This is a genomic window from Bacillus sp. ISL-4 (genome assembly GCF_018613275.1).
In the GTDB taxonomy this organism is placed as follows: Bacteria; Bacillota; Bacilli; order Bacillales; family DSM-1321; genus Peribacillus; species Peribacillus simplex_E.
The window spans coordinates 1-25,662 of sequence record NZ_JAGGQN010000011.1 but is presented as its reverse complement, the minus strand read 5'-3'; the positions used below and the strand labels follow the sequence as shown (position 1 = coordinate 25,662).

Annotated in this window: 24 protein-coding genes, 1 pseudogene, 1 riboswitch and 1 other annotated feature; of the genes and pseudogenes, 16 read left to right on the top strand and 9 right to left on the bottom strand. The window is 40.4% G+C overall.

Going from position 1 to position 25,662, the window contains the following annotated elements; translation table 11 throughout:
• Positions 1-59 precede the first annotated feature (59 nt).
• Both J7J00_RS09000 and galE read left to right on the top strand, forming a co-directional pair.
• Entirely contained in the window at positions 60-3,662 is a 3,603-nt protein-coding gene (locus tag J7J00_RS09000) for a CDP-glycerol glycerophosphotransferase family protein (protein ID WP_214790004.1), read from the top strand.
• 103 nt (positions 3,663-3,765) lie between these two features.
• Positions 3,766-4,737 carry a UDP-glucose 4-epimerase GalE gene (gene galE / locus J7J00_RS08995; RefSeq protein WP_141992531.1) on the top strand — a complete coding sequence of 324 codons (972 nt, stop codon included), beginning with the start codon at positions 3,766-3,768 and terminating at the stop codon, positions 4,735-4,737.
• 176 nt (positions 4,738-4,913) lie between these two features.
• Here the strand turns inward: galE and J7J00_RS08990 are convergent, their stop codons facing one another.
• The gene (locus J7J00_RS08990; protein ID WP_214790129.1) at positions 4,914-5,738 is read right to left on the bottom strand and encodes an ATP-grasp domain-containing protein; all 825 of its coding nucleotides are present in this window, start codon (positions 5,736-5,738) and stop codon (positions 4,914-4,916) included.
• Between the two features lie 64 nt (positions 5,739-5,802).
• Positions 5,803-6,055 (bottom strand) — a binding site (T-box leader).
• 149 nt (positions 6,056-6,204) lie between these two features.
• Here J7J00_RS08990 and J7J00_RS08985 point away from each other — a divergent pair.
• Positions 6,205-7,095, top strand: coding sequence for a PhzF family phenazine biosynthesis protein (locus tag J7J00_RS08985; RefSeq protein ID WP_214790002.1), 891 nt, complete (start codon positions 6,205-6,207; stop codon positions 7,093-7,095).
• Positions 7,096-7,297: 202 nt separating this feature from the next.
• Here the strand turns inward: J7J00_RS08985 and J7J00_RS08980 are convergent, their stop codons facing one another.
• A complete protein-coding gene (locus tag J7J00_RS08980; RefSeq protein WP_214790000.1) occupies positions 7,298-8,017 on the bottom strand; it encodes a pentapeptide repeat-containing protein in 720 nt (239 codons plus the stop codon).
• A 16-nt stretch (positions 8,018-8,033) separates the two neighbouring features.
• Positions 8,034-8,312, bottom strand: a complete 279-nt coding sequence (locus J7J00_RS08975; protein ID WP_370662603.1) for a PadR family transcriptional regulator — start codon at positions 8,310-8,312, stop codon at positions 8,034-8,036.
• Positions 8,313-8,572: 260 nt separating this feature from the next.
• Between J7J00_RS08975 and J7J00_RS08970 the strand changes: the two are divergent.
• The 4 genes and pseudogenes from J7J00_RS08970 (at position 8,573) to J7J00_RS08955 (ending at position 11,983) form a co-directional block, all read left to right on the top strand.
• Positions 8,573-9,194: pseudogene (locus J7J00_RS08970) on the top strand (class I SAM-dependent methyltransferase).
• Positions 9,195-9,213: 19 nt separating this feature from the next.
• Positions 9,214-9,690 (top strand): class I SAM-dependent methyltransferase, encoded by a 477-nt coding sequence (locus tag J7J00_RS08965; protein ID WP_214789998.1) that lies wholly within the window; start codon positions 9,214-9,216, stop codon positions 9,688-9,690.
• 347 nt (positions 9,691-10,037) lie between these two features.
• Entirely contained in the window at positions 10,038-10,742 is a 705-nt protein-coding gene (locus tag J7J00_RS08960) for a class I SAM-dependent methyltransferase (protein ID WP_214789996.1), read from the top strand.
• A 407-nt stretch (positions 10,743-11,149) separates the two neighbouring features.
• Positions 11,150-11,983, top strand: coding sequence for an STAS domain-containing protein (locus J7J00_RS08955; protein WP_214789994.1), 834 nt, complete (start codon positions 11,150-11,152; stop codon positions 11,981-11,983).
• Between the two features lie 140 nt (positions 11,984-12,123).
• On the opposite strand, the gene J7J00_RS08950 is transcribed toward J7J00_RS08955, so the two are convergent.
• Together J7J00_RS08950 and J7J00_RS08945 are read right to left on the bottom strand one after the other, a co-directional pair.
• The gene (locus tag J7J00_RS08950; RefSeq protein WP_098373041.1) at positions 12,124-12,780 is read right to left on the bottom strand and encodes a potassium channel family protein; all 657 of its coding nucleotides are present in this window, start codon (positions 12,778-12,780) and stop codon (positions 12,124-12,126) included.
• 23 nt (positions 12,781-12,803) lie between these two features.
• Positions 12,804-14,135, bottom strand: a complete 1,332-nt coding sequence (locus J7J00_RS08945; protein WP_214789992.1) for a TrkH family potassium uptake protein — start codon at positions 14,133-14,135, stop codon at positions 12,804-12,806.
• A 171-nt stretch (positions 14,136-14,306) separates the two neighbouring features.
• Positions 14,307-14,449, bottom strand: a riboswitch (cyclic di-AMP (ydaO/yuaA leader).
• A gap of 334 nt (positions 14,450-14,783) precedes the next feature.
• On the opposite strand from J7J00_RS08945, the gene J7J00_RS08940 reads away from it, so the two are divergent.
• Positions 14,784-14,975 carry a hypothetical protein gene (locus J7J00_RS08940; RefSeq protein ID WP_076370632.1) on the top strand — a complete coding sequence of 64 codons (192 nt, stop codon included), beginning with the start codon at positions 14,784-14,786 and terminating at the stop codon, positions 14,973-14,975.
• A 236-nt stretch (positions 14,976-15,211) separates the two neighbouring features.
• On the opposite strand, the gene J7J00_RS08935 is transcribed toward J7J00_RS08940, so the two are convergent.
• Positions 15,212-15,811: a TetR/AcrR family transcriptional regulator gene (locus J7J00_RS08935; RefSeq protein ID WP_214789990.1), complete on the bottom strand. Its 600-nt coding sequence runs from the start codon at positions 15,809-15,811 to the stop codon at positions 15,212-15,214.
• Between the two features lie 118 nt (positions 15,812-15,929).
• On the opposite strand from J7J00_RS08935, the gene J7J00_RS08930 reads away from it, so the two are divergent.
• The 5 genes from J7J00_RS08930 (at position 15,930) to J7J00_RS08910 (ending at position 20,012) form a co-directional block, all read left to right on the top strand.
• On the top strand, positions 15,930-16,655 hold the full coding sequence (locus tag J7J00_RS08930) for an ABC transporter ATP-binding protein (RefSeq protein WP_214789988.1): 726 nt from the start codon (positions 15,930-15,932) through the stop codon (positions 16,653-16,655).
• Positions 16,652-17,668: an ABC transporter permease gene (locus tag J7J00_RS08925; protein WP_214789986.1), complete on the top strand. Its 1,017-nt coding sequence runs from the start codon at positions 16,652-16,654 to the stop codon at positions 17,666-17,668. Before J7J00_RS08930 ends, J7J00_RS08925 begins: the two co-directional genes overlap by 4 nt.
• Before the next feature lie 229 nt (positions 17,669-17,897).
• Complete coding sequence (locus J7J00_RS08920) at positions 17,898-18,302, top strand: hypothetical protein (protein ID WP_214789984.1); 405 nt, start codon at positions 17,898-17,900, stop codon at positions 18,300-18,302.
• 27 nt (positions 18,303-18,329) lie between these two features.
• Positions 18,330-18,506 carry a VanZ family protein gene (locus J7J00_RS08915; RefSeq protein ID WP_214789983.1) on the top strand — a complete coding sequence of 59 codons (177 nt, stop codon included), beginning with the start codon at positions 18,330-18,332 and terminating at the stop codon, positions 18,504-18,506.
• Between the two features lie 39 nt (positions 18,507-18,545).
• Complete coding sequence (locus tag J7J00_RS08910; RefSeq protein WP_214789982.1) at positions 18,546-20,012, top strand: aminoacyl-histidine dipeptidase; 1,467 nt, start codon at positions 18,546-18,548, stop codon at positions 20,010-20,012.
• Positions 20,013-20,064: 52 nt separating this feature from the next.
• On the opposite strand, the gene J7J00_RS08905 is transcribed toward J7J00_RS08910, so the two are convergent.
• Entirely contained in the window at positions 20,065-20,238 is a 174-nt protein-coding gene (locus tag J7J00_RS08905; protein WP_214789981.1) for a hypothetical protein, read from the bottom strand.
• 296 nt (positions 20,239-20,534) lie between these two features.
• On the opposite strand from J7J00_RS08905, the gene J7J00_RS08900 reads away from it, so the two are divergent.
• The gene (locus tag J7J00_RS08900; RefSeq protein WP_214789980.1) at positions 20,535-21,233 is read left to right on the top strand and encodes a GntR family transcriptional regulator; all 699 of its coding nucleotides are present in this window, start codon (positions 20,535-20,537) and stop codon (positions 21,231-21,233) included.
• Between the two features lie 60 nt (positions 21,234-21,293).
• Here the strand turns inward: J7J00_RS08900 and J7J00_RS08895 are convergent, their stop codons facing one another.
• Positions 21,294-21,881, bottom strand: coding sequence for a TetR/AcrR family transcriptional regulator (locus tag J7J00_RS08895; RefSeq protein WP_214789979.1), 588 nt, complete (start codon positions 21,879-21,881; stop codon positions 21,294-21,296).
• 166 nt (positions 21,882-22,047) lie between these two features.
• Between J7J00_RS08895 and J7J00_RS08890 the strand changes: the two genes are divergently transcribed.
• Together J7J00_RS08890 and J7J00_RS08885 are read left to right on the top strand one after the other, a co-directional pair.
• Positions 22,048-22,965, top strand: coding sequence for an ABC transporter ATP-binding protein (locus J7J00_RS08890; protein ID WP_214790128.1), 918 nt, complete (start codon positions 22,048-22,050; stop codon positions 22,963-22,965).
• Positions 22,965-24,569: an ABC transporter permease gene (locus J7J00_RS08885; protein WP_214789978.1), complete on the top strand. Its 1,605-nt coding sequence runs from the start codon at positions 22,965-22,967 to the stop codon at positions 24,567-24,569. Before J7J00_RS08890 ends, J7J00_RS08885 begins: the two co-directional genes overlap by 1 nt.
• An 81-nt stretch (positions 24,570-24,650) precedes the next feature.
• Here J7J00_RS08885 and J7J00_RS08880 read toward each other — a convergent pair whose 3' ends face one another.
• Positions 24,651-25,400, bottom strand: a complete 750-nt coding sequence (locus tag J7J00_RS08880; RefSeq protein ID WP_214789977.1) for a sulfite exporter TauE/SafE family protein — start codon at positions 25,398-25,400, stop codon at positions 24,651-24,653.
• Positions 25,401-25,662: the final 262 nt, after the last annotated feature.

Below are 25,662 nucleotides of genomic sequence, written 5' to 3'. Positions count from 1 at the left end.
TGAACGGCAAACATATTTTTAAATGGTGAATATAAATCAATAAAAGGGGAGCCTATTTAGTGAATAAGAAGGTAATAAAAAGAAAAGTCGATTTCCTTAAACAGCCTATCGGCAATTTCTTAATGAAGGAAAACCATCAGCGAGTAAATAGATATGCAAAGTATTATGAGAGATTAAGCGTGCAAAAAAACACAATACTATATGAGAGTCGTGATGGAAACAGTATGACTGACAGTCCATACGCGATGTTTAAATATATGCTGGAAAATCAGGACTATCAAGATTTCATGCACATTTGGTCCATCCAGGATTTCAGTGTCCTCTCAGGTGTAATGGCGAAGTATAAGGATATGCCGAATGTTCAATTTGTTCAACGTAATTCAAAGGAATATTTAAAATGGTTGGCAACGAGTGAGTATTTAATCAATAACTCCACATTCCAGTCTTTCTTCATCCCTAAAAGCGATCAAATTTACATCAATACCTGGCATGGAACGCCCCTTAAGAATATGGGCTTTGATATACCCGGTAACCCTTCGGTCTCTCAAAACGTCGTTAGGAACTTTTTAAGTGCGGATTTCATTTTGAGCCCTAATGCCCATACTACCAACATATTTACACATAGCTATAAGTTAAATGGATTGTATAAAGGTGAAATTATAGAAGAAGGATATCCGAGGATCGATTTGACGCTGAACACGAATCCGGAGGAGTATAAGGATTATCTAAGAACGCTAGGTTTGAAAATCAGTGATGCTAAGGAAAATATTTTATATGCCCCGACTTGGAAGGGGACGAATCTGGCCAAAGTAGATAACGATCTTCTGCAAATCATTGCAGATATTAATGATTTACAAAGTCAAATCGGTGAACGATATAACCTATTCATTAAGGTGCATCCATTTCTATATAAAGAAGCTGCCAAGCTTTCGGAAATCAAGGATCGACTAATACCTGACCATGTGGATACAAATGAATTGCTTGCTGCAGTTGATTTGCTTATCACCGACTATTCCAGTATCTTCTTTGATTACCTTGTTACCGATAAGCCCATTCTGTTTTACACATGGGATACGGACGTTTATGCTGAGCAAAGGGGACAATATCTCCAAAATGACGAACTCCCGGGACCGATGCTTTTTAACTCAAAAGAATTGGCACTGGCCATTAAAGATATTAAAAATGTGAAATCGAGATATTCCGATAAATATAAAAAAATGCAGGAAAAATTCACGAACCATGAGGATGGAAAAGTAACAGAGAGAATAGTCCATAATATTTTCAATAAGTCTACGGAACAACTGAACACAATTACTGGCATGGATTCCGCAAAGGAAAAAATATTGATTTATCCGGGCGGATTGAGGGATAACGGAATTACATCCTCTTTCCTTAACTTAATGAATAATATTGATTATGAGAAATATGATGTCAGCTGTTTTACTGCCACTCCTCACTCGCACGAGGTTTTGAAGAATATGGGCAAGGTTAATAAGAATGTGCGTTTTCTATTCAAACCTGGCTTGCCTGTGTATAAATTTTTGGAAGTCTACAAAGATAAATTCATCCATAACAGAGGGGAAAGAGGGTTCTTAGGGAAGAAGCTTTACCCGGAAAATGCCTATATTAGGGAGCATGCACGTTTATTCGGTAAAACGAAGTTTGATTTTGTGATCGATTTTAGCGGATATAGCCATTATTGGGCTAAATATCTGCTGGCGGCAGATGCAAAAAAGAAAGTTTGTTATATGCATAATGATTTGCTTTCTGATAGTGAGCGCATCATTAATGGAAAGAGACCTCACCGTATTAATCTACGAGGTATTTTTTCGGTATACAATCGATTTGATAAACTGGTGAGTGTTTCTGAGGGAACGATGGAATTAAACCGAAAGAATCTATTGGAGTATGCAGACTTCGATAAATTTGATTATGTAATGAATTCGATCAACCCGGATAAAATCCTTCAAATCGAGTCAAATGAATCTGAAGTTATCGAAAATGATGAAAAGGCATTGATCACAGAAAGCTTCAAAGCAAGGGCGATATTAAGGGATGTTAAGGATAATCATGTTTGGAATACCCTTCCAGGAATTTCGAATGCCACTCAATTTCCATTGGAAGAACGATTTGAAGGTGCTGAAATCGTGATTTCGAGAAAGGCCTATGCTAATCAGAATACTTTTTACAAATTCAGCCATAACAATCAAGTCATTGGCTGGATTAGTGATGAAGCTGTGGAGCTGTTGCCAGACAGCATCATTTATGAAAAAGAAGTGGATAAAATTGCAAGGTTAGTAAGACCTCGATCAAACTATATTTGGTCGTTGCCGTATAAGGTTGAAGGAACGTACAAAATCTCTGGCAGTCATGATTTTAAAGGGATCATTGTAAACGTCGATAAGGAAGCAAAAACCCAGCATTCGATTTATAGCAGAATATCTGTAAAAGATAAAATAATAGGCTGGATAGATAATTCGGCTTTATCCATGCTTGAACACTGTACAATCAATGAAGACATGAGCTTAAATGACAAGCTGCAAATCATGATGAAAAGAAAGTATATAATATCCAGAAACTATAAAAACAATAAAAAATTCATTGATAAGATTGAGAATAGGACGCTGAAGGAAATAAACACGGGTAATCAGAAGTACGGAAAAATAACTAATCCGGAGGACCATACGATCTGGACGAAGGCTTATCCGAACTACAAGGCCAAAAGAGTGAGCAAGGCAATCGATTTTGAAGGGCAAATCGTCAGAATCATAAAGTATAACAGAACCAACAAAGGCGGCTATTACCTTTTCGAAATCGATAATAAGAAAATTGGCTGGTTAAATACGGGTGCATTCGAAGTCATAGAAGAGCCAATCCTGTTAAAAGAACGGGAAGTGCGCGGCACTGCCGAAATTAACTTAGGCGATTATAATATTTGGGATAAGCCTTATGGGCTGCAAGATGCCATGGTCTTGGAAAATGGGCCAAGCTTCAATGGCCGGATCGTGGAATTCGATAAAGAATCGGTTACCCAACTTGGCACTTATGCCCATATATTATTGGACGGGATTTCTATAGGCTGGATCGATAAACAGGCGTTAATCGTACAAGAGGTCCATGGATTGGAAGTGAATAATCAATTCGTTCCATATCCTGATAAAAGTGATTTTAACTTTGTCAATATGGGAAGATTATCACCTGAAAAAGGTCAAGATAATTTGATACGTGCATTCGCAGGCTTTCATGAAAAACACAAAAATAGTAAACTGTATATTTTAGGTCAAGGACCTTTAAAGGAAGATTTGCAGGCAATCATTGATGAGCTGGACTTAAATCATTCCATTCATCTTTTGGGCCAGCTTGAAAATCCATTTTCGTTCATGGAAAAATGTGACTGCTTCGTTCTTTCCTCACATTATGAAGGGCAGCCTATGGTATTATTGGAGGCAATGACTTTAGGAATGAAAATCATGGCTACTGATATAGTGGCTAACCGAACCGTTTTGGAAAACGGTAAATATGGTTTACTTGTCGAAAATAGCATAGATGGACTGGAAAAGGGCCTATCTACCATGGTTAGTCATGATAATCCTAAACTAGCGAAGTTTGATTACACCCAATATAATGGATTGGCCATGGAAACCTTCAATAAATGCTTATAAAATGAGGGAGGTTCTTATAATTTGACCTCACACTAATGGCATATATAGATTGAGAAAATTGGCAAGAATTCATTTAAGCTTAAAGTAAAAGGGGAAATTCTATATGATTTTGGTCGTTGGCGGTGCAGGATATATTGGAAGTCATCTTGTAAAAGAGTTAGTGAATACTGAAGAGGTTGTCATTCTGGATAATCTCTCAACCGGTTTTCGTTCGCTGGTCGATTCGAAGGCCATCTTGGTGGAAGGAAATTTAGGGGACGAAGCGGTCTTGAATGATATATTCCTTAAGTATCCCATTAAAGCTGTTATGCACTTTGCTGCAAATAGCTTGGTTGGGGAGTCTGTCCAAGATCCTTATAAATACTATGAAAATAATGTAGGTGCAACTCTTACATTGTTGAATACCATGCTCAAGCATGATGTTAAGAATTTCATTTTTTCATCAACGGCAGCTACTTACGGGATACCGAACGTTGATATGATTGATGAGGATCAGCCAACCAATCCGATTAATCCATATGGCCGCTCGAAATTGATGGTAGAGCAGATATTAGGAGACTTCGCAAAAGCATATGGACTTCATTATGTCGTCTTGCGTTACTTTAATGCGGCCGGAGCACATGCATCGGCAGAAATCGGTGAAAGCCATGACCCGGAAACACACTTGATTCCGATTATTTTACAGCATTTATTAGGGCAACGTGAGAAGATTTCCGTGTTTGGTACGGACTATGACACAGAAGATGGCACTTGCATCCGTGATTATATCCATGTAACGGATTTGGCTCAAGCCCATATAATCGCGCTTCAAGCCCTTTTATCCGGAAAGAAGGATACGGCCACCTACAATCTTGGGAATGGAAAAGGATTTTCGGTTAAGGATGTAATCGACACTTGTGAAAAAGTCACGGGAGTGAAACCGACCATCGAGTATGCAGACCGTCGTCCTGGAGATCCAGCCCGTCTTGTTGCTTCGGCTAATAAGATATATGAAGAACTTGGGTGGAAAGCATCGATAGATTTGGAAGAAATCATTGAAAGTGCGTGGAAATGGCATAAATCTCTTTTGAAATAAAGGTCCGGATAGATTAAAAGTCGTTTCAGACTGTAGACAAACTCGAAGAAAAGCGAGTTTGCCTGCAGTTTTTTTATTTGTAAAAAGGTTGCAGTTGATTTCAGAAAACCTCTCCCTTCCTTTGGGGTCTCGGCTAGCCAGTTATTCGACCTACCTCGTACCCGGCAGTTTTCATTCTAAGCTTCCAGTGCTTTCTGTAAGGATTTTTTCATGGCTTTTACAAAACTCCGGCGTGTTTCATCGGTTAATTCCAACAGGGAAAGATAGGGGTTTAGATCTTCCAGTTCTACTAATAAAAGTTCACCTTGTTCATTCCGGCAGGCATCAACGCGTTGGATTCCCCAATCAAGATTGTTCCATTCAATAAATCGTTTAGCAAAGGCCAGGTCTGCCTCTGTAGGTATATATTCTTTTAATTCCCATCTTTTCTCTTTGTCAGGCGCATAAAGGGCATACTGAAATTCTGTATCGATAAAATAAAAAGAGACTTCATACTCAAAGTTGATAAATGGCTGCACCAATGTGTTCTTTGATTCTGAATCCACTTTATTTCCCAATTCTTCTTTCGTGACAAATTCCAAACCGATGGAATCCGCGCCATCCTTCGGCTTGACGATATACGTTTCCACATCAGGAAGTTTATTTAAGGATTCAAGTGTATCGATGGTCGGAATGACAGGGAATTGAGCATTCGTCAGTTCAATTAAGTATTCCTTCCCGTTCATATCAGCCTTTCCAACAAATGAATTGTACGTTTTCAAATAACCAGCAGCCACTCTGTTACGGAATGCTAGATACTTATCTTTAAAATTCGCGACTGGACCAGCATTTCGAAATACGATTAGGTCAAAATCCTTTTCAAACGTTTCAATGTCTTCAGGATGGCAAAGTACTAATTGAAAATCTTCTCTAAGTTTCGAAGTAAGGAACAAATCCTCCTCATAATAATTTCTTCCTTTTGCTTCATAGTATAAATCTGTTACGAATAATAGTGTCTGCATTATTCCCGCACCTGCTTTTCCGTTATTTTCATTGATTATGATCAAAACAAAAAATCCCGACTCATTAAGAGACGAGATTTGAACTCGCGGTACCACTCTTGTTTAATAAAATGCTTCGAAAGCACTTTACTACCCTTTACAAACGCACAATAATACGTTGTCCCATATAACGGGGGAAACCGGTAAAGCTTACTGAAGATTCGGCTTTACTTCTCGGGGATGATTTTCGGTTATATTCTGGACACTGGCTTTCAGCAAAGCACCAGCTCTCTTTGGAACAGAAGCTATAACGTACTCCTTCCCTTCATGGAATTTTACAATTAGATGAATTTGAGTAATTGTACAATAGTCAGAAAATAAAATCAATGGTCGTTTCACTGAGTATAGGACGAAAGAGGGATTTTAATGAAGATATAGAATTACTATTAAAAGAGAAGTACCATTCATTTAATAGGAGATGTTAGATTTGAAAAGGGTAAGGGTTTTTCATTATGATGCGTTCAGTAGTAAACCGTATAAAGGAAATCCGGCAGGTGTGGTTTTAGATGCGGATGGACTGACGGAAAAGGAAATGCAGGATATAGCGCTGAAGGTGGGGTTCAATGAGACCTCTTTTCCCATGGAGTCCGATATTGCCGATCTTAGAATCCGTTATTTTACACCAGGGCACGAAATGAATCTCTGCGGACACGCGACAATGGCTACCATCCATGCACTGAAGACCAGGGGATTATTGGATAAAGATGAGCTGATGATTGAAACAGGAGCGGGAATATTGCCAATCAAGATCCATACGACCGCGGATCAAGAGGTATACATTACGATGAAGCAGGCCGCTCCACAGTTTGAAGAGTTCAGCGGAGATAAAGGCAGCTTGGCCAGTTCCCTGGGACTTGATATAGAAGATCTGGAAAATGAATTACCTATTGTTTATGGAAGTACAGGCTTATGGACTTTACTGGTTCCGGTAAAAGAACGCGATTCATTCAAAAGGATGAAGGCGAACAATAAACTGTTTCCGCAATTATTAAAGGAAATGCCAAGAGCTTCTGTTCATCCCTTTTGTCTGGAAACGTATGATAGTGATGCCCATATGCATGCCAGGCATTTTTCCTCACCATTTTCAGGTACGCTTGAAGACCCTGTTACGGGAACGGCTTCAGGTGTAATGGGCGCTTATTATGCAAAATACATAAAGGATGGTCTTGAAGATGAGGTGCACCTGTTAATCGAACAGGGACATGAAATCGGGAAGGATGGGAGAGTTCGCGTTACGGTTACCAAAAACCATGACATATACGATATTGAAATCACCGGGAATGCTGTCTACGTTAAAGAATTTGAAGTGGAAGTCTAAAGGTTCATACAGATGCGGGTGGGCGGTTGAATGATAAGCATATAAAAACCCTGTGCTAAGACGTTTCATGTCTTAGCACAAGGTTCTTATTGAATCATTCTCCCATGCTCATTCCTTTTAAAACGACCGCAGTCAGAAACACGGTCACGCAAATGATTGAGGTGGATACTTACAATCACTGTCGGTAAAGTCAAACCCTCCTTTAGATGATGGTCACGCCGCTAAGATCAACCTTAGCTCCATGTAAAAAGTTGTAAGTGAGTTTATCCATCGAAGCTCCAGTAAAGTCGATTTTCTTTAAATCGGACATCCGAAATTGAACATTGATGAGTGTGGCATCGCGAAATGATGCCTTTTTCAATGAAGAACCCTCGAAAATGGTTTGTTTGAATGTTTCCTTATCAAAAATAAGACCAGATAAATTACAGCCTTTAAAATGGGTTTTATTATAAATGCAGTTCTTGAAAGTTACTCCTTTTAAATTTGCGCTTTTAAATAAGGTACTGGTTAAATTGGCGTTTTCAAAGATGCAATTATTTAAGTTAGTGCTTTTAAATGTGCTGTTCGTCAGGTCGGAATGGCTGAAATCAGAACGGCTTAAATCGCAGGAATTAAATTTTCCATCATGGACCGAAACTGAGCGGAAGTCGGAATCCAATAAGCGTTGCCTGGAATAGTCCATGCTTATCGCCTGCTCAAGCACATTGTATTGCAGATTGAGCGATTCCATGAGCTCTGATACTTCCCCAATCGAATCCACAGTCAGCTTATACGCTTCCTGCTCACTGGCACCATTCCCTCTATGGTCATTGTATTTTTCCAGTAAGTTTTGCAGCAGTTCTTCTTCCAATTCCTTTGCTGTCTTTGCACTTTTGTACGGGGCAAAAATGTTATGAACATGTGCATTCAGTTTTTCAATCACATTTCATCTTCCTTTCTTACAAGAGGCGCTCAAGTATTCGCTTGGCCTGCTCCCAGTCATTTTTATTTTGGATATATGTGTCTTCCCCGATCGGGGTGATTTTGTAATATTTCCTTCTCCCGCCTTGTGTGGCATCTCCCCAATAAGAGATGATGCATCCGTCCTTTTCCAGTCGTTTTAAGCTGGAATACATCGTCGCTTCCTTAATTTCATATTGCTCATCCGAATCCATATATATCAGTTTGCTGATTTCATAACCATATTTATCGCCACTTTGCAGGAGTTTTAGAATCATCGTATCTACATGTCCGCGAAGCAAGTCAGAGGATAGTTGTCGTTGAACCAAATCCTCACCTCCTTTGGTATATCTTATAGTATATTACTATGACAGTCAAGGTAATGTATTTGAAATGAATCGCGCAGGTGTAATGTCTGCATTTAAGCGGGCAGGGAAGCGCAGCATGGAGATTAATCTTACTAATTAGTCAGATATAATATCCGTTTGGAAGGGATTTTTAATGCTTTATAGAAAAAGTAAGCAAAGGGGTGGGGATGCTGAATAATTCGTGGAATAAAGTGATTTATAAGGTTTGGTCGCCGATTTATGATAAAATCTTCAATTCTCATCTCTTTTTAGATGCCAGGAAAAGAATATTTGAAGAGATGCATTTTCAAGATCATGCAAAGGTTCTGTTTGTGGGCGTAGGTACGGGGGCCGATTTGGAGCTGGTCAAGAACCTTGACCTTGAGATAACGGCGATAGACCTATCAGCTGATATGCTAAAAAAAGCGATGGAGAAATTTGATAATACATCAATCAATTTTCTCGATATGGATGCACAGCATATGGAATTCGATAATGAATCGTTTGACTATATAGTGGGAAGTTTGATTCTTTCCGTCGTACCTGATGCCGGTGAATGCCTTCGGGAGATGATCAGGGTTTTAAAAGGCGAGGGGGAAATTATACTATTCGATAAGTTTATCCCTAAAGATGAAGTGCTTTCACTACCCAAAAAGTTTCTGCGGCCCATCATTAGATTTTTAGGAACGGATATTGGTTTGCGGTTTGAAGACTTGTTCAGGTAGACATGATACGAATGTGAAAATTGAAGAAGATCGACCGATCATGCTGAATGGAATGTATAGGAAGATAATCATCCGTAAACGTATGTGAGGAAGGTGATGGAGGAGGCATGTTTCAGAAGTGGATCTGGAGCCAATTGAAAAATCCGAAAGGACCCCTATCCAAATTGAATAGCCCCACATTATCCAGATTGGCTCAAGTGAACATTCTTGGCAAGAATTACGGTGTCGACATTTCAGAAGAGATGGTCAAAGCAGCAATGAGGAAGAATAGGAAGCATCTAAATGCTGGGGTGGTGGAAATACAGGTTTCCGATATCGATAGCTTACCTTTTAAAAATGACTTCTTTGATAAAGTATTCACCGTCCATACGATTTATTTTTGGGATGATATTGGACGCGGTTTAAGTGAAGCATACCGAGTGTTAAAACCGAGTGGAAGGCTCCTATTATCAATAATGGATAAGTCCAAAATGGTATTGATGGAGCGAACAAAGGACTTTAAACTGTATTCCATAAAGGAGATAGAAGGTAACTTGATACAACGCGGATTCAAAGACATCAGGATACATCATAGAGCTGAGTAATGTTGTTTGGAAGCTAAAAAAATGATCCTGACTCCTCATTTCCCTTGGGATAGCCTGTTTAACCTGAATGCTGTAAAGAGCATGTAATGCATGTATGAAAGCCATGTCTTCCCTAACATGGATAAGGAGCTGTTCATCGGGTTATTAAGTAAGAATGGATCTTACCATCGGAAGGTAGTTTGAAGACATCTTTGATGCCCTTAAATTCCAGTGACCATTATATAAACAAAAAGGTCCAATAGTGTCTGAACGCCATATGTTAAGAATTTTTGATGCAGCTGTTACATAGGCACAGGCTGAAACCAGTATAATTAAATGGTGGGATAAAATGGGAAGAGGTGAAGGTATTGTCGGAGACGATTACAACCTATGAAGATTTATTGAATATGCTGGACTCGTTATTGCGTGAGCCAACTGCATTCTGGAATGATTTTTATGAAGACCGTGAAAAGGGGGTCCCCTTTTTCGAAAATCTCCCTGATGAGAATTTGGTTACATATTTTGATGGTGGGTTAATTGGGCCAGGAAAGGTTCTTGAGCTTGGGTGCGGACCTGGAAGAAATGCCATTTACCTTGCTCAAAAGGGCTGTTCCGTTGATGCGGTGGATCTTTCGAAGGAAGCATTGGACTGGGGAAAAGAACGAGCGGCAGAAAAGAAAGTGCACGTGAACTTCATTCAAAGGAATATATTTGATTTGGATATTGAGGAAGGGCAATATGACTTCGTGTATGATTCAGGTTGTTTTCACCATATTGCTCCACATAGAAGGATCAATTATTTGGAGATGGTGAAAAAGGCGTTAAGGCCTAAGGGATTGTATTCGATTACTTGTTTTGTCGAAGGCGGCATATTGGGTGGTGCAGATCTTTCAGATTGGGAAGTATATAGGCAAAGAAGCCTTAAAGGCGGATTAGGTTTTACTGAAGAAAAACTCAGAATGATCTTCAAGGAATTTGACGTGCCGGAAATACGTAAAATGAGGAATATGGAACAATCGGATGAAACTTTTGGGGTGCAAGGTTTATGGACGGCCTTATTTATGAAAAAGTAATTCTCATAAGATGGGCGAAATGGTGATGAACGGAGGGGCTGGGAGCAGGGAAGAAAAGGGAGGATTTGTTAACTAAATATAAAAATGGTAAACTGTAATAATAAAATGCTATTTGGGTGAACGCAGATTTACCAGAATAATAGATGTAGGTTCTTGCAGATTTTTTTTTTTGAAAAACAGTGTTTGTATGGTTTCAAAAACGGCTGGGAAGGTATATGGAAAGAGGGGACCAATGGGTATCAGATCATAAGATTTTAAGTATGGAAGAGGTTATCTTCGATGCTTACTTTGATGATGATATTTCAATAACCTGACAATACTGATTTCTGTAATTAGCTGCATTGGATGTATTGATTACTGAGACCAATTGGAATGCTATTTTATAAAAAAAATAGGTGGAGAAACTTATGCACAGAAATAAAGAACTATATTCCTTTTTATTGGGTGTGGCAGGACAATTAACTGAGGATTGGTACGCAACATTGAATAAGAACGATAAGGCGGGGGTTTATAGCTCAACCGATTTCAAAGTGATTAAAAAACTTAAGCAGCAAAATAATGAATTCCATTTACGTTTCTTTCAGATCTTTGTTACAGAGGAGAGGGAATTCTTTAATTGGCTTGGTGATTGGATTGAAGATATCGGTCAGGATGAGCAGCATTTAAACACACCCATCTATTTTATATTGAGGGAATTCTTTCGAACGCAAGAGCAATACCTGGATTATATTGACCGGTTTGTGGGATTGCATGGAGATAAATATACGCAGGAAGAAATAAATTCCTGGTATCGGATAGTGGTGAAGGTGTTCAGTGAAGTGATGGAGAGGTTTACGGAAGCGAATCATAGATATGCCAATAAAATCTTGAAAGCCCAACAGGCAACGATCGATGAATTGAGCACGCCCATCATTTCCCTTAAAGAGAACACGGCTTTGCTTCCCCTGATAGGCGATATTGACACGACTAGGGGCATGTCCTTGCTTGAAAACACATTACAAAAGTGCGCTGAAAAAAATGTCACAAGGCTTTTCATTGACCTATCGGGCGTTCATGCAATTGATGGTGCATCCGCTCACCAGCTGTCACAATTGATTGAATCCTTACATTTGATCGGTATTCAAACAACCCTTTCAGGACTTCGGCCGGAAATAGCCATGACTACCGTTAAGCTTCATCTGCCTTTTGATAAAGTGACGATAAAGTCCACTCTTGCCCAAGCAATCACTACGATAAAATAATACATACATCCAGGGCATAGAGATGCTCGTTAAAAATATCATCGAGAAGACCTCCATATGGCGGTCTTCTCGCATGTATAAGTGATGCTGCATTCAAAATAGGTACAGGGTCCATAAAGCATGAGCCGGAACCTGTTGGATTATTCAATATTGGCAAAGACGGCTAGATCTTCTTTATTGCCAACCACTAAAAGTATATCATTTTCATGGATATCCTGATCCGGTGAGGGGGCTATGATGATTTCTCCATTACTCACGATGGCAATGACGCTGATATTATATTTTGCCCGTAGATCAAGCTCCCTGAGGCTTTTTCCCTTCATGCTCATGGGGAGGATGATTTCCTCGATATTGTATTCTTTAGAGAGTTCTATATAGTTCAGCATGTTAGGGGAAAGGAGTTGGTTCGCGACCCGCTCCCCCATATCCCTCTCAGGATAGATGACCCAGTCGGCTCCGACTTTAGTAAGCACCTGACCGTGATTTTTATTAAGTGCTTTGGCAATGACCTTATCGACCCCAAGCTCTTTTAAAAGCAAGGTAGTTAAAATGCTCGATTGCATGTCATTTCCGATGGCTACGATGACACAATCGAAATTACGGATTCCGATTGATTTCAATGTCTCTTCTTCAGTCGTATCCGCCATGATCGCATGGGTAACGCTCAGTTCCGCATTCTCGACTCTTTCCTCGTTGACATCAATACCCAATACCTCTTGGCCAGCCGTATATAATCTATGGGCCACACTGGTTCCGAATCTGCCTAGACCGATCACGGCATATTGTCGTTTTCCCATCTTTTACACTCCTTCATTTATGTTTAACCAATCATGATTTTCCCTTTTGGACGTCGGAACGGATCTGGTTTGCGCCTCATAGCGATGGCAAAGGCCAAAGTCAAAGGACCCACACGGCCTGCAAACATCGTGAAAATGATGAGCATCCGGCCAACCGGTGATAATTCGGGGGTCAAACCCATTGAAAGTCCCACGGTGGCAAATGCTGAAGTGGCTTCAAATAAAATCATCAAGAAGTCACTTCCGCTTTCAGTGATGGTCAGCAGAATGGAGATGATTGAAACCATGAATACGCCAATGAATGTAACGGACAATGCTTTAAAGATCGTTTCACTCACAATGCGGTGCCGGAATAATACCACATCACCCTTTCCTTTAATCTGTGACCAAACCGTTCCGATAAGCGTTGCCAATGTAGTCGTTTTAATCCCGCCGCCAGTCGATCCGGGTGAAGCCCCGACGAACATCAAGAAAATGATGAGCAGTAATGTAGGCTGAGTTAAATCAGGGATATTCAGCGTATTGGAGCCTGCCGTCCTTGGTGATACCGATTGAAATAATGATGACAGCATTTTACCCATGAAAGATAAAGGCTGCAATGTCTTGGCATTGCCGAACTCGAATAAAAAGATTAAAATTGCGCCGGCAATCGTAAGTGCCAAGCTAGTCGTCAGAACAACCTTCGTATGTATGGATAAACGATGGGTATCACGGTATTCGTATATTTCATTCATCACGATAAAACCTATTCCGCCAAACGTGATGAGGAAGACGACCGTAAGGGTTACGAAGGGATCCGATACATAAGGGGTTAAACTCTTGAATTCCCCCATTAAATCAAAGCCGGCATTATTGAAATTCGATATGGAATGAAAAATCCCGTAATAGATTGCTTTGCCGATTGGCATGTCAAAAGAAAAGCGAATCGATAGAATAAGGGCACCCATGCCCTCAATGATGGCCGTGAAAATTAAAAGCCGTTTCACTAACCTGACTACACCTGCCATGGATAGATTATTTAAGGATTCCTGCAAGAGTAACCTGCCTTTTAAAGAAATCTTTTTGCCTAAAAGGAAAAAGAAAAATGTCGCAAATGACATGAACCCTAAACCGCCTATCTGTATCAGTGTTAAGATGACCAACTCACCAAAAGTGGTGAAGGTCGTTCCTGTATCCACTACGACCAGTCCTGTTACACATGTAGCGGAAGTCGAGGTGAATAAAGCATCCAGAAAAGAAAGACCATTGCCGTTTTCTGTGGAAATCGGCAGGGTTAATAAATAGGCCCCAATAAGTATCAGGAAGGCAAAGCCTAGTACAAGTATTTTGGGCGGATCCAATAAATTTTTTTTCATTCTCAAATGATCATCCCTACCTAAAAAAATGTGTAAAACTGTATGGTATTTTAATCATCAATCTGCTTTCAGAAATCTTTTTAAAGGCATAATAAAAAGACCAGCGAAAACAACGAACAGTATTTTGCCACAAAAAGCGTGCAAAAAAACTCCCGAAATAGGCGGTCTTATGACCTCCTTCGCTTTAGCCGACGAAGTTAGCTGACGGGTAGGATGGCGAAAGAGCTGATCTCATCCCTTCTGCAAGGCAGAATTAACCCCAATTGATTGGGTCCTCCGTACTCAATTCCCTTGAGTTTAGGCCGAAATGCATTAAATTGATAAACGTATTCTACTCCCATCATTTAGCAGTTGTAAACCCCTAAATCGTAAAAAAATATTTCTTTAACAAGACTGAAAATTTACGTTTCATTTACATTTTAAAAACGTATTGACAAATATTAGTTAGCACATTATGATAGGTTCGATTAATCCGATTATTATAACCAGCAACGATGTACTTTATTCAATAATTTCAAGCAGAACATGCTATTTGCCAATCAAAATTTGTAATATATAATATTATGCTTCTTGTGTAAATGATAAAGAAAAAAAGCAATGCATTCGTATTTAAAAATTCAATACATTTTATTAAAAAGGCGGGCAATTATGGAGAAGACGTTCAATAGATATGTTATTAATGCTACAGGCAAGGGTGGCCAGACATATTTAACACAATGCCAGGATAAAGATGCACTAAGGAAATGGATAGCCGATCATGAGGATCAAATCATCATGGATGAGTTAAGGATAACGGATAAGAAAAAGAATCCGTTTTTAAAATTGTTTTCCCTAAGGTAAATCAACTAAAATCCTAACATCATTAGCGGTATTCAATTATGAAATCCCTGTGCTCTATCCGGGAACGCTGAGCGAAAAATCCATATCTTGTTTTGCTTTTAAACTCATTTATTTTAAATGAGTTTTTTTGCTATGAGCATCTCTAAGAGCAGGTATTATTCCGTTGGTAATATAGGAGCGGAAGCCAGGATGTAATCAGATTTAAAGGTATGTTGATGGAACATGCCTTTGATCGTTCATTGTATGAATGTGCGCAATTGGCTGATGAAGTTCAAGATTTGAAAATGGATTTTCGCCATTTCTTCCGCCGTCTGCTCTTCACAATTCTCCAGCCACTCCTGTATCACCCCTAAAATCGCCGATGTCAGGAAGGCGTGCATATACATGCGGAACGCTTCATTTTTAGCTGCTGGATGCTGGCTGATCAAACGCTCCAATAGAACTTCACCGAATACGCGCTTTATTTTTTTGGCAAAAGAAGGATCGCCCTGATCACCAAGAATGGCCCTCAAAGCGTTGGCATGTTCACTGATGAATTGAAAAATCTCTACGAAGGGCGGGTAAAGCTGTTGTTGATGAAGAGCCATAAAAGCCTCTTTCGGCAAAATGGCAGTAATGCGAGTTTGAAGTTCATTTAACAATTCCTGCTGTAAGTGATCCATCAATTCATATTTATCTGTGTAATGCAAATAGAACGTGCCCCGATTAATGTTGGCGCGCTCTGCAATTTTCTTCACTGATACATGTGAGAACCCTTCTGCTTCAACGAGTGCAATGAAATGATATTGTATCTGCATTTTCGTCTTTTGTACCATATCCTCATGAATCGATGCCATGGAATGTCTCCTTCACTGAACATTTTTCCAAATGTGTTGATTGTATTAGACCAAATGCTACCTTAGAATGATGATACACTCAACACCGTGTTAATTAAAGAGAGAGGATGTGTGTACATTGAAAAACGCGATTTCCATTGAAGGAATTTCCAAAGGTTTTCATCAGAAAAAGGTCATTCAGCCATTGAGCCTGAATATTGAAAAATGCGGAATTTTTGGCTTGCTAGGTCCATCCGGATGCGGAAAGACGACCTTGATTAAAATGATTGTCGGATTGATTAAGCCTGATGCGGGTAAGGTCAAGGTTCTGGATCATGAAGTGCCAAATGAAGCACTGTTAATGGATGTCGGCTATATGGCACAGTCCGATGCTTTATATACAGAACTGACGGGAGCTGAAAATCTCGAATTTTTTGCGAAGCTATACCGTTTTTCGAAAAAGGAACGAAGGGAACGCATTCAATATGCAGCTGAAATCGTACAGTTGACGAATGACTTGAATGTTCGGGTTGCGCATTATTCCGGGGGAATGAAACGCCGTCTGTCACTGGCGGTTGCACTCATCCAAAATCCGGCGATTCTCATTTTGGATGAACCGACAGTAGGAATAGACCCTTTGCTGAAACAATCGATTTGGCAGGAACTTGAGCGTTTAAGAAATGAAGATCATAAGACAATCATCATCACGACGCATGTGATGGATGAAGCGGAACGATGCGATAAACTGGCGATGCTGCGTGAAGGTGAAATCATCGCGGCTGGAACCCCGGCAGCTTTAAAAACACAATTTGCTGCGGAAACGCTTGATGATGTTTTTTTAAGGATTGGAGGTGGCCAAGAATGAGAATTGCCTCTCTTATTACTCGAATTACCCAGCAGCTGCGCCGGGATCGAAGGACACTGGCTTTATTTTTCCTGGCTCCATTGCTCATTTTAACGCTCATGTATTTTATTTTCGATACAGAAGCAAGTGATTTGAAACTCGTTGTTACAGGCAGTGATGAAACCATGGTCAAAGCATTGAAACAAGCGGATTTTCAAGTAACGGCTGCTGAGGAATTTTCACAGGGGAAAATGATTGAAAATGATTCGGATGGCTGGCTGCATGTTGAAAATGGCAAAATGAAACTGACACTATTGAACGACGAACCATCACGTGCAAAGGCCATTCAAATGCAAATGATGCAGGCTTTGCAAGGGAATGAAAAAAACACTCCTTCAATTGAGAAGCAATATGTATACGGGGATGCCAGCACAAAAGGTTTTGATACTTTCAGTCCGATGCTCGTCAGCTTTTTCGTTTTCTTCTTTGTATTTTTAATAGCGGGGATTGCGCTTTTGAAAGAGCGTACAAGTGGTACATTGGAACGGCTGCTTGCCACCCCGATTAAAAGATACGAAATTGTAGCGGGCTATGTGATTGGATATGGCTTATTTGCTCTCGTTCAAACCATAATTGTCGTCCTATATGCTGTCAATGTATTGGACATCGTCCTTGTTGGCTCCATTTGGCTCGTTTTACTGACCAATATACTGGTCGCGCTCGTTGCATTATCGCTTGGTACATTACTATCGAGTTTCGCGACATCTGAATTCCAAATGGTACAATTCATTCCACTGGTCATCGTGCCGCAAGTCTTCTTTACAGGGATTTTTCCATTGGATGGCATGTCAGACTGGCTGCAAAAAATCGGGAAGATCATGCCTCTCTATTACGCATCGGATGCCATGAACGGCATTATGTATAAAGGCTTCACGTTCAATGAGGTATTACTGGATCTCCTCATTCTCCTTGCATTTGCAGCCGTTTTTATCACCATCAATATTATTAGTTTGAAAAAGTACCGTTCACTATAAAATGATTAAACAAAAAAGCAGGATTCCCGGAACATGGGGAACCGGCTTTTTTGTTTTACCGGAAGAAGGCCGAATTATCCTTCCCATCGGTTGATTTATTCGAAAAAGCGTCCCCTCGACGAACGGTTTTCTACTGACAGGTTAATGCAGTTTATTGACGGGTTCTTAAAGTTGTCCTAGGATATAAGCATATGCAATGATTTGGAAAGAAATAGAAGGGGGGAGTTATATGTCTCTAAAATCGGTCATGCTTTCCCTTTTGCTGTCGCAAGCATTGTTTTTGTGCGGTTTGCCTTTTTTCCTTCAGCTCCGATTATATTTGAATCCTTTAGTGATCATCGTTGTCTGGTTTTGTATACTTCTTTTCGTTTCGTTTGCGGTACTTTTTTTTCGAGGTGAAACGGTCCGAATTCCGCGCCTTTTGTGGCAGGCTGTATTGTTTGGCTACAGTTTATCATTATTGATTTTGCTGTTCTTTCGACCAGAAGGGCAGGTATATTCGTATAATTTGATTCCTTTTTCTACGATTCTTTTCTATTTATCGAACGAAATGAACGGGCTTGTGTCATTTTATAACCTTAGCGCCAATGTGGGTCTGTTCATTCCATTCGGGCTGTATTTGTTGTCCAGGTAAGGGAAAGAGCCCTCCGCTAAAAGGAAATTGCTTTATCCATTACTTTCGATTTCGGGCATCGAAATCTGTCAGTTTGTTTTTCGGCGCGGAAGTTTGGATGTCGATGACCTTATCCTGAATATGAGTGGTGTTTATCTGGGGTACGTTCTGTATCCATTGTTCACGAGAGTGGCAGTGTTCCAGTATGGAAAAGTAAAAGCATGAGAGGGAGTACAAATATTTTAAATGAAAGGGTGTTTTTTCATGTATAGCACTTTAGAAGAATTATCGAGCCATCCGGTGTTTCATTATTTTGCAGCGATTTCCGAAATCCCAAGAGGATCGGCTAATGAAAAAGCGATCAGTGACTATCTGGTTCACTTCGCTAAGGATAGGGACCTGGAGGTGATCCAGGATGAGGCGCTGAATGTCATCATCAAAAAGCCTGCCACAATTGGATATGAAAGTGCACCTACCGTCATTATCCAGGGGCATATGGATATGGTTTGCGAAAAGAACAAGGGTACGCTTCATGATTTTGAGAAAGATCCGCTTCAATTAAGGATTGTGGGAGACATGTTGTATGCGACGGATACAACTTTGGGGGCGGATAATGGAATTGCTGTTGCGTATGCTTTGGCATTATTGGATGCAAATGATATTCCGCATCCCTCCCTGGAAATAGTCATGACGACTGAAGAAGAAACGACAATGAACGGTGCACTTGCCGTGGATCCGGCTCACTTCAAGGGAAAAATGATGATCAATATCGATTCGGAGGAAGATGGAAAGCTGCTGGTCAGCTCTGCAGGAGGAATACGCGTTCGGCAGGTCCTGCCAATCGGATGGGAATTGGCTTCTATTGTTGATGCTGTATCTTATAACATCAGGATTAAAGGGTTGAAGGGCGGACACTCCGGTATGTCCATCCATAAGGAAAGAGGGAACTCCAATAAACTTTTGGGCAGAGTATTACATGAACTAACGACAGACTTCCCTTGCTACATACAGCAAATGAACGGGGGCCTGAAAGGGAATGCAATTCCTCGTGAAGCAGAGGCAACTGTACTGATTCATGCAGAAGATGTTCAGAAGATAACGGAGAGACTCCAGCAATGGGAAGATACTTTTAAAAATGAACTGCAATCTTCCGACCCTGAGGTATCGATCAGGTTTGAAAAGATCGAAACGGTTTCTTCAAATGTTTTTTCCAAAGAGACGGTGACAAAAGCCATTACCTCCTTACTCGTAATCCCGCATGGCGTTCAAGGAATGAGCATGGGAATAGAAGGATTAGTGGAAAGTTCGACGAATCTAGGTGTCGTTACAACAAATGAAGCGGAAATGATATTCGAAAGTGAAATCAGGAGTTCGGTCAAAAGCATCAAATATAATATGGTCACGCAAGCAAAGGCGATTGCCGACACGCTTGGGTGCAAGCTATTGGTTGACGCGGATTATCCGGAATGGCCCTATAATCCTGATTCGAAACTCAAGAAATTATTTGAAGAAACATACAAAGAAAAATATCATGAAGATATTGAAATCATCGCTGTACATGCAGGGATCGAGTGTGGGGTATTCATAGATAAGTTACCAGGATTGGATACTGTTTCAATCGGACCGGATATGTTTTCCGTACATACACCTGAAGAACACGTAAGCATCCCTTCGACCATAAACAACTGGGAATACTTTGTTTACACATTAAAGAGGATGAAGGATTTATAAACTGCATGTCTGGGGACAGTTGAAATTCTATAGATTTGGAGACGTCCTATCGTTAATCGATAGGACGTCTTTTTTTAGATGATATAAAGGAAAGTGCAAAATTGATAGTGCCAATCAAGTAGCTTGCTTTGATGAGGCTTGACAGACAGTTGGCGGAAAGGGAGCGGATTTCTGGAAACACTGAAACATTTATTTGAGTGTTTGTAAAAGGAGCGTTGATTTCCACTCCAAGCACTCGCTTTCCACGGGCGGTCCGGGAGCCTCCTCGTCGCTTTTGCGCCTGTGGGGTCTCCCTTGGACGCGCTTTCCCCGCAGGAGTCTCGTACCTTCCGTTCCAATCAACTGGATTATTTCTTAGAGAAAACTATATGTAAACTGGATTTCCTTCGAATTTGTCTACAGTCTGAATGAAACAGAGGTTTCTTTACAATCGTTATAAAATAAACTATTGTAAAGAAAACCTATCATTCAGTCTAAAGTATTGTTCTAAATCATTATGTATAGAGGAAGGTATATGGAAATATGGATGTAAAGTATAGAATGGTCGTAGAACAAATGGAGAAAGAAATAGTAGAAGGAAAATATACATTAAATACTAAGTTACCTACTGAAGAAGAGTTGATGAAGAGGTTCGATGTCAGCAGGAATACCATTAGAAAAGCGATCAATATATTGGTTGAGCAAGGTTATATCTATCAAGTGCAAGGAAGCGGCATATTCCTAAGGGAGTTTTCCAGACCGGGATGCATTTCGATGAGGGATATGAGTGGCTTAACCAAAGTGTTTCCAAATGATGAAATGAAAAGTAAAGTGTTGAAGTTAGAGTTAATAGAAGCTGATGAAAAATTGGCCAAGAAAATGAAATGCCAGGTAAAAACCAAAATCTATAACCTCAAACGGGTTAGATACTTAAATGGTGCACCCATTGTAATAGAAGAGTCCTTTTTTAATAAAGACATCATCCCCATCATAAATAAAGAAATCGCAAATGGTTCCATTTATGAATATATAGTCGATGATTTGAAGTTGAATATCGGGTTTGCGGATAAAATCATTTCGTGTGAAAAACTAAATGATGATGATGCCAAGCTGTTGGACCTGCAGCCAGGAGATCCGACCTTAATAGTCGAAAGTACGGTCTTTTTAAAAGCGGGAGCCGTTTTTGATTTATCAATCGAGAAGTATAATTATACTTCTGCCAAACTATTAACATTGACTTAAAAAGGTGGTGTGAATTGGAGTTATCGATTCACACCACCTTTTTAAATCCGCGGTTATGGTTCATTTCTCATTTTTCCCAACTATCCCATAAAACAAAATCTTCATAATATCTTCAGTCAAAGGCAGGATGCTTTGATAAACCTCTTTCCGTTGGATATATTCATTCATCGCTTTTATATAAAATAAAATCGCTTCATTGGATAAATTTGGATCAACATATCCTTGTTCCTTTCCTTGGTTAAACAGATCCATAAAGCGTGGCAGAGCCTTTTCTGTATATATTTTTTCCATATAATTGACTCCGGAAGTGTATTCCCTCATTAAATATTGATAAAAATCTTCATGAATGTGTTTCGCAGTTTCATTCTTCGTGAACATCAGCTGCTTTATTTTTTCAGGGAAAGCAATGTTGCTGGTAAGTATTTGTTCAAATTCATCCAAGGCTATATTTGTATAATGAATAAAAACCTCATGAATCAAGTTATGTTTACTTTCGAAGTAATTATATATCGTTACTTGAGATACATTTGCTTTTTTGGCTATTTCTCCAATCGAAATCTTTTGGACACCATACTCCATGAATAAAGCCAAGGCAGCCTCTAGTATATTCAGTTTTTTTTGTTCCCTGCGGCGTTGAAATCCGTCCATTAATTTCACCTCAACTTTAGTTTAATTAAAAATATGTAATAGAACAATAAAATAAGTTCATAAACTATTGTCAGGAAATAATATTTTATATATTATGAACTAAATCAATTAAAATATTTCATAATTTCTTTCGTATTTAATCCAATGAGGAAGAGGTGGATGAGGAATATCAGTGTTGAAAACAACGGATTTAACGAAAAAGTTTGGAAAGTTTACCGCTTTAAATGGGGTGAACATTGAAGTGAATAAAGGTGAGGTGTTTGGATTCATCGGTCCTAATGGTGCTGGAAAATCAACAACGATCCGTGTGTTGCTCGGGATTTTAAAAGCGACGGATGGGGAGGCGAAGATTTTTGGCATGGATGCATGGAAAGATGCCGTTGAAATTCACAAGCGGATCGCGTATGTTCCAGGAGATGTGAACCTATGGCCCAACTTAACAGGCGGGGAAGTTATTGACCTATTTGTTGAATTACGCGGGGCAAACAATAAAAGCAGACGTGAAGAACTTATAAAAAAATTCGATTTGGATCCTTCCAAGAAATGCGGGACATATTCAAAAGGGAACCGGCAAAAGGTTGCTTTGATTGCTGCTTTCTCATCTGATGCCGACCTTTATATATTGGATGAACCAACATCAGGTTTAGATCCATTGATGGAAAGAGTTTTCCAGGAATGTGTGCTGGATGGGAAAAATGAAGGGAAAAGCATATTACTTTCCAGTCACATTCTTTCTGAAGTGGAAAGATTATGCGATAAAGTGGGCATCATTCGGCAAGGACAAATCATTGAAACGGGAACATTGGATGAGTTACGTCATTTAACGAGAACAAGCTTGCTTGTCGAAACGAAGCAACCTATCCCTGCTTTAGGGAATGTAAACGGTGTTCGGGATATCGTGAAGAAAGATCAAGCACTTTCATTCCAAGTGGATACAAATGAACTGGATAATGTCATGAAGTATATAAGCCAGTTTGGAATTGTGAAATTGGAAAGCGCGCCGCCTACATTGGAAGATTTATTCATGAGCCATTATGAAGGCGAAAGGAAGACTTCTGATACTCGGGCGGGAGGTGCGTTATAATGGCGAACCTGTCCTATCATAATACAGGAAGGCTCTCCCGATTCATCGTACGGCAAGATCGGATTCGGATCCCTGTTTGGATAATTTCCCTATCGGTCCTTTCATTTATGGTTGCAATGGCATTTACCGATCTGTACCCGACTGGGCTAGAAAGGCAAACCATTGCAGAAACGATGAGGAACCCTGCAATGACAGCGATGGTGGGGAAAGGTTACGGTCTGGATGACTATACAAACGGAGCGATGATGGCGCATCAAATGTTACTCTTAACTGCCATGGCCGTGGGGATAATGAGTATTTTACTTGTTACGCGCCATACACGCGCAGATGAAGAGGACGGCCGCATCGAGATGATCCGTTCTTTGCCGGCTGGCCGGTTGGCTAATTTATTTGCAACCATTTCCGTATCGTTTGGAACGAATGCATTGATCGCGATAATAACGGGTTTCGGATTGTATGCCCTGGGAATTGAAAGCATGGATTTGGAAGGTTCCCTTATGTATGGAGCAGCTTTAGGGGCAACAGGTATTTTCTTCTCGGCGATAACGGCATTATTTGCCCAGCTTACGGAGAGTGCGCGAGGTACGATTGGTTATTCCATCACTGTATTGCTTCTCTCCTATCTTATTCGGGCGATTGGGGACGTTAGCAATGATACCCTTTCCTGGTTTTCTCCATTGGGTTGGGTTTTAGGTTCAGAAGTATATGTGAAAAATTATTGGTGGCCCATCATCCTTACGATCGGTGCGGCAATCACTTTGGTTGTCCTATCTCTATATTTGAATGCCATCAGAGATTTGGAAGCTGGATTCATACCGGCTAAGCCAGGCAGGAAATATGCTTCATCGTTTTTAAAAAGTCCGCTTGGCCTTGCGCTAAGGCTTCAGCGTATAGGATTAATTGCGTGGGCTGCCGGAATGTTCATTTTGGGAGCATCTTACGGTTCTGTTTTAGGTGATTTGGAATCCTTTTTTGCAAAAAATGAAATGATGGCCGAACTATTGACGCCTGTTGAAGGCTATTCGCTGACAGAACAATTTTTGACGATGTTGATGTCAGTCATCTCCATGATTTGCACCATTCCGCCTTTAATGGCGATGTTAAAGCTTAAAGGGGAAGAGAAAAAGAACCGTACTGAACATTTACTGAGTCGCGCTGTATCCCGTACAAGGCTTATGGGCAGCTATCTTATCATCTCCGTCATGGGCGGTTTTCTCATGATTACCCTTGCTGCAATCGGTCTTTGGGCAGTTGGGAATTCGGTGATGGATGAAGGGATTGCTTTCGGCACTTTATATAGCGCAGCAATGGTCTACCTGCCTGCAATGTGGATCATGCTTGGTCTCGCAGTGCTGTTTATTGGCATTGCACCAAAATTATCTGGCTTGACTTGGCTTTACTTGACATACTCAATCTTAGTCGTTTATTTAGGGGGAATGCTTCAATTTCCGGAATGGATGGGTAAACTGACACCATTTGGCCATATTCCGAAACTTCCTGTTGAAAATATGGACTTCATGAAAGTATCCATACTTACCATCATAGCCATGGTATTACTGGCTGTTGGCTTTATCGGATATAACAAACGGGATATCCGGGGTTAACGTTTCGACTATGATTCTATTATTCCTGCAAAAAGCCTGATTTCTCGATGTTTCAATGAGAAATCAGGCTTTTATTGGTTTTCAGCCATGGGGTAGCAATAATAGTACACCTAGCGCAATGATGATAAAGAATAAATAGCTTTCGAATTTCTTCGCAGGAATTCGCTTATTCATGAAGATTCCGAGACCTGTCGCCAGTAATATGGCTGGAATGGAATAAACATAGAGAATTAATGAATCGGCTGTCCACAGTCCGCCTAGCGCATGCCCCGTCACGACAAGGATTCCGGATATAAGAAAATGGGCTTGCAATGTTCCGCGGAATCGATCTGGTTTCCATTTTCGTAAAGTACCATATACGACGACCGGCACTCCATTAAAGTTATATGCGCTGCCAAGGACTCCCGACGCAAAACCGAACGGCCATACCCAGCCCTTCGAGGTGAGTAACGGTTTATCCACAGCCTGGAAAAGTTTTTGCTTAAGAAGGGAGTATCCTCCATATGCCATCAAAAAAACACCGAGTGCAGAAGTAATGATCATCGAAGGTGCATAATGGAGCAAAGCGAGGCCGGCTGGTATGCCGATGACCGTTGCAAGAGCGAGTCTGATTAATACCGAACGTTCGATATGATGCCATCCGCTAACGACAGTTAGTGAGGCAACGGTAAGACCTGCCAATCCAATCAGGGAAACCGAAGTATTAAGCGGAATGTGAAGCAAGGCAAGCAGGGGCATGCTGACTATCGCTTCACCGAACCCGAACATCGTCCGCATCAAGGCGCCGATAAAGACTGCACCTACCACCAATATGATGCTGCTGATCGTCATTATTTAACCTCCTGAAGCAAAAATTCACCCTTCTGTAATTATACCATACCAATCGGGTTTTAGTTTGATGTAACCTTGTTTTGAAACAGGTTATTTAGAGCTTGAATTACTCTCTTCAATGCGTTTGGTGTGTGTTTTAATGGGGAGATACACACCCCTTGTTATTGTTGCTCAGGAGTCAGGAATGAGGCTGGAAAAGCGGGTGTATATCTTGATGTGTTGATTTATTTTGATGTGAGGGTTTTCGTGCGCCCGGCATGGG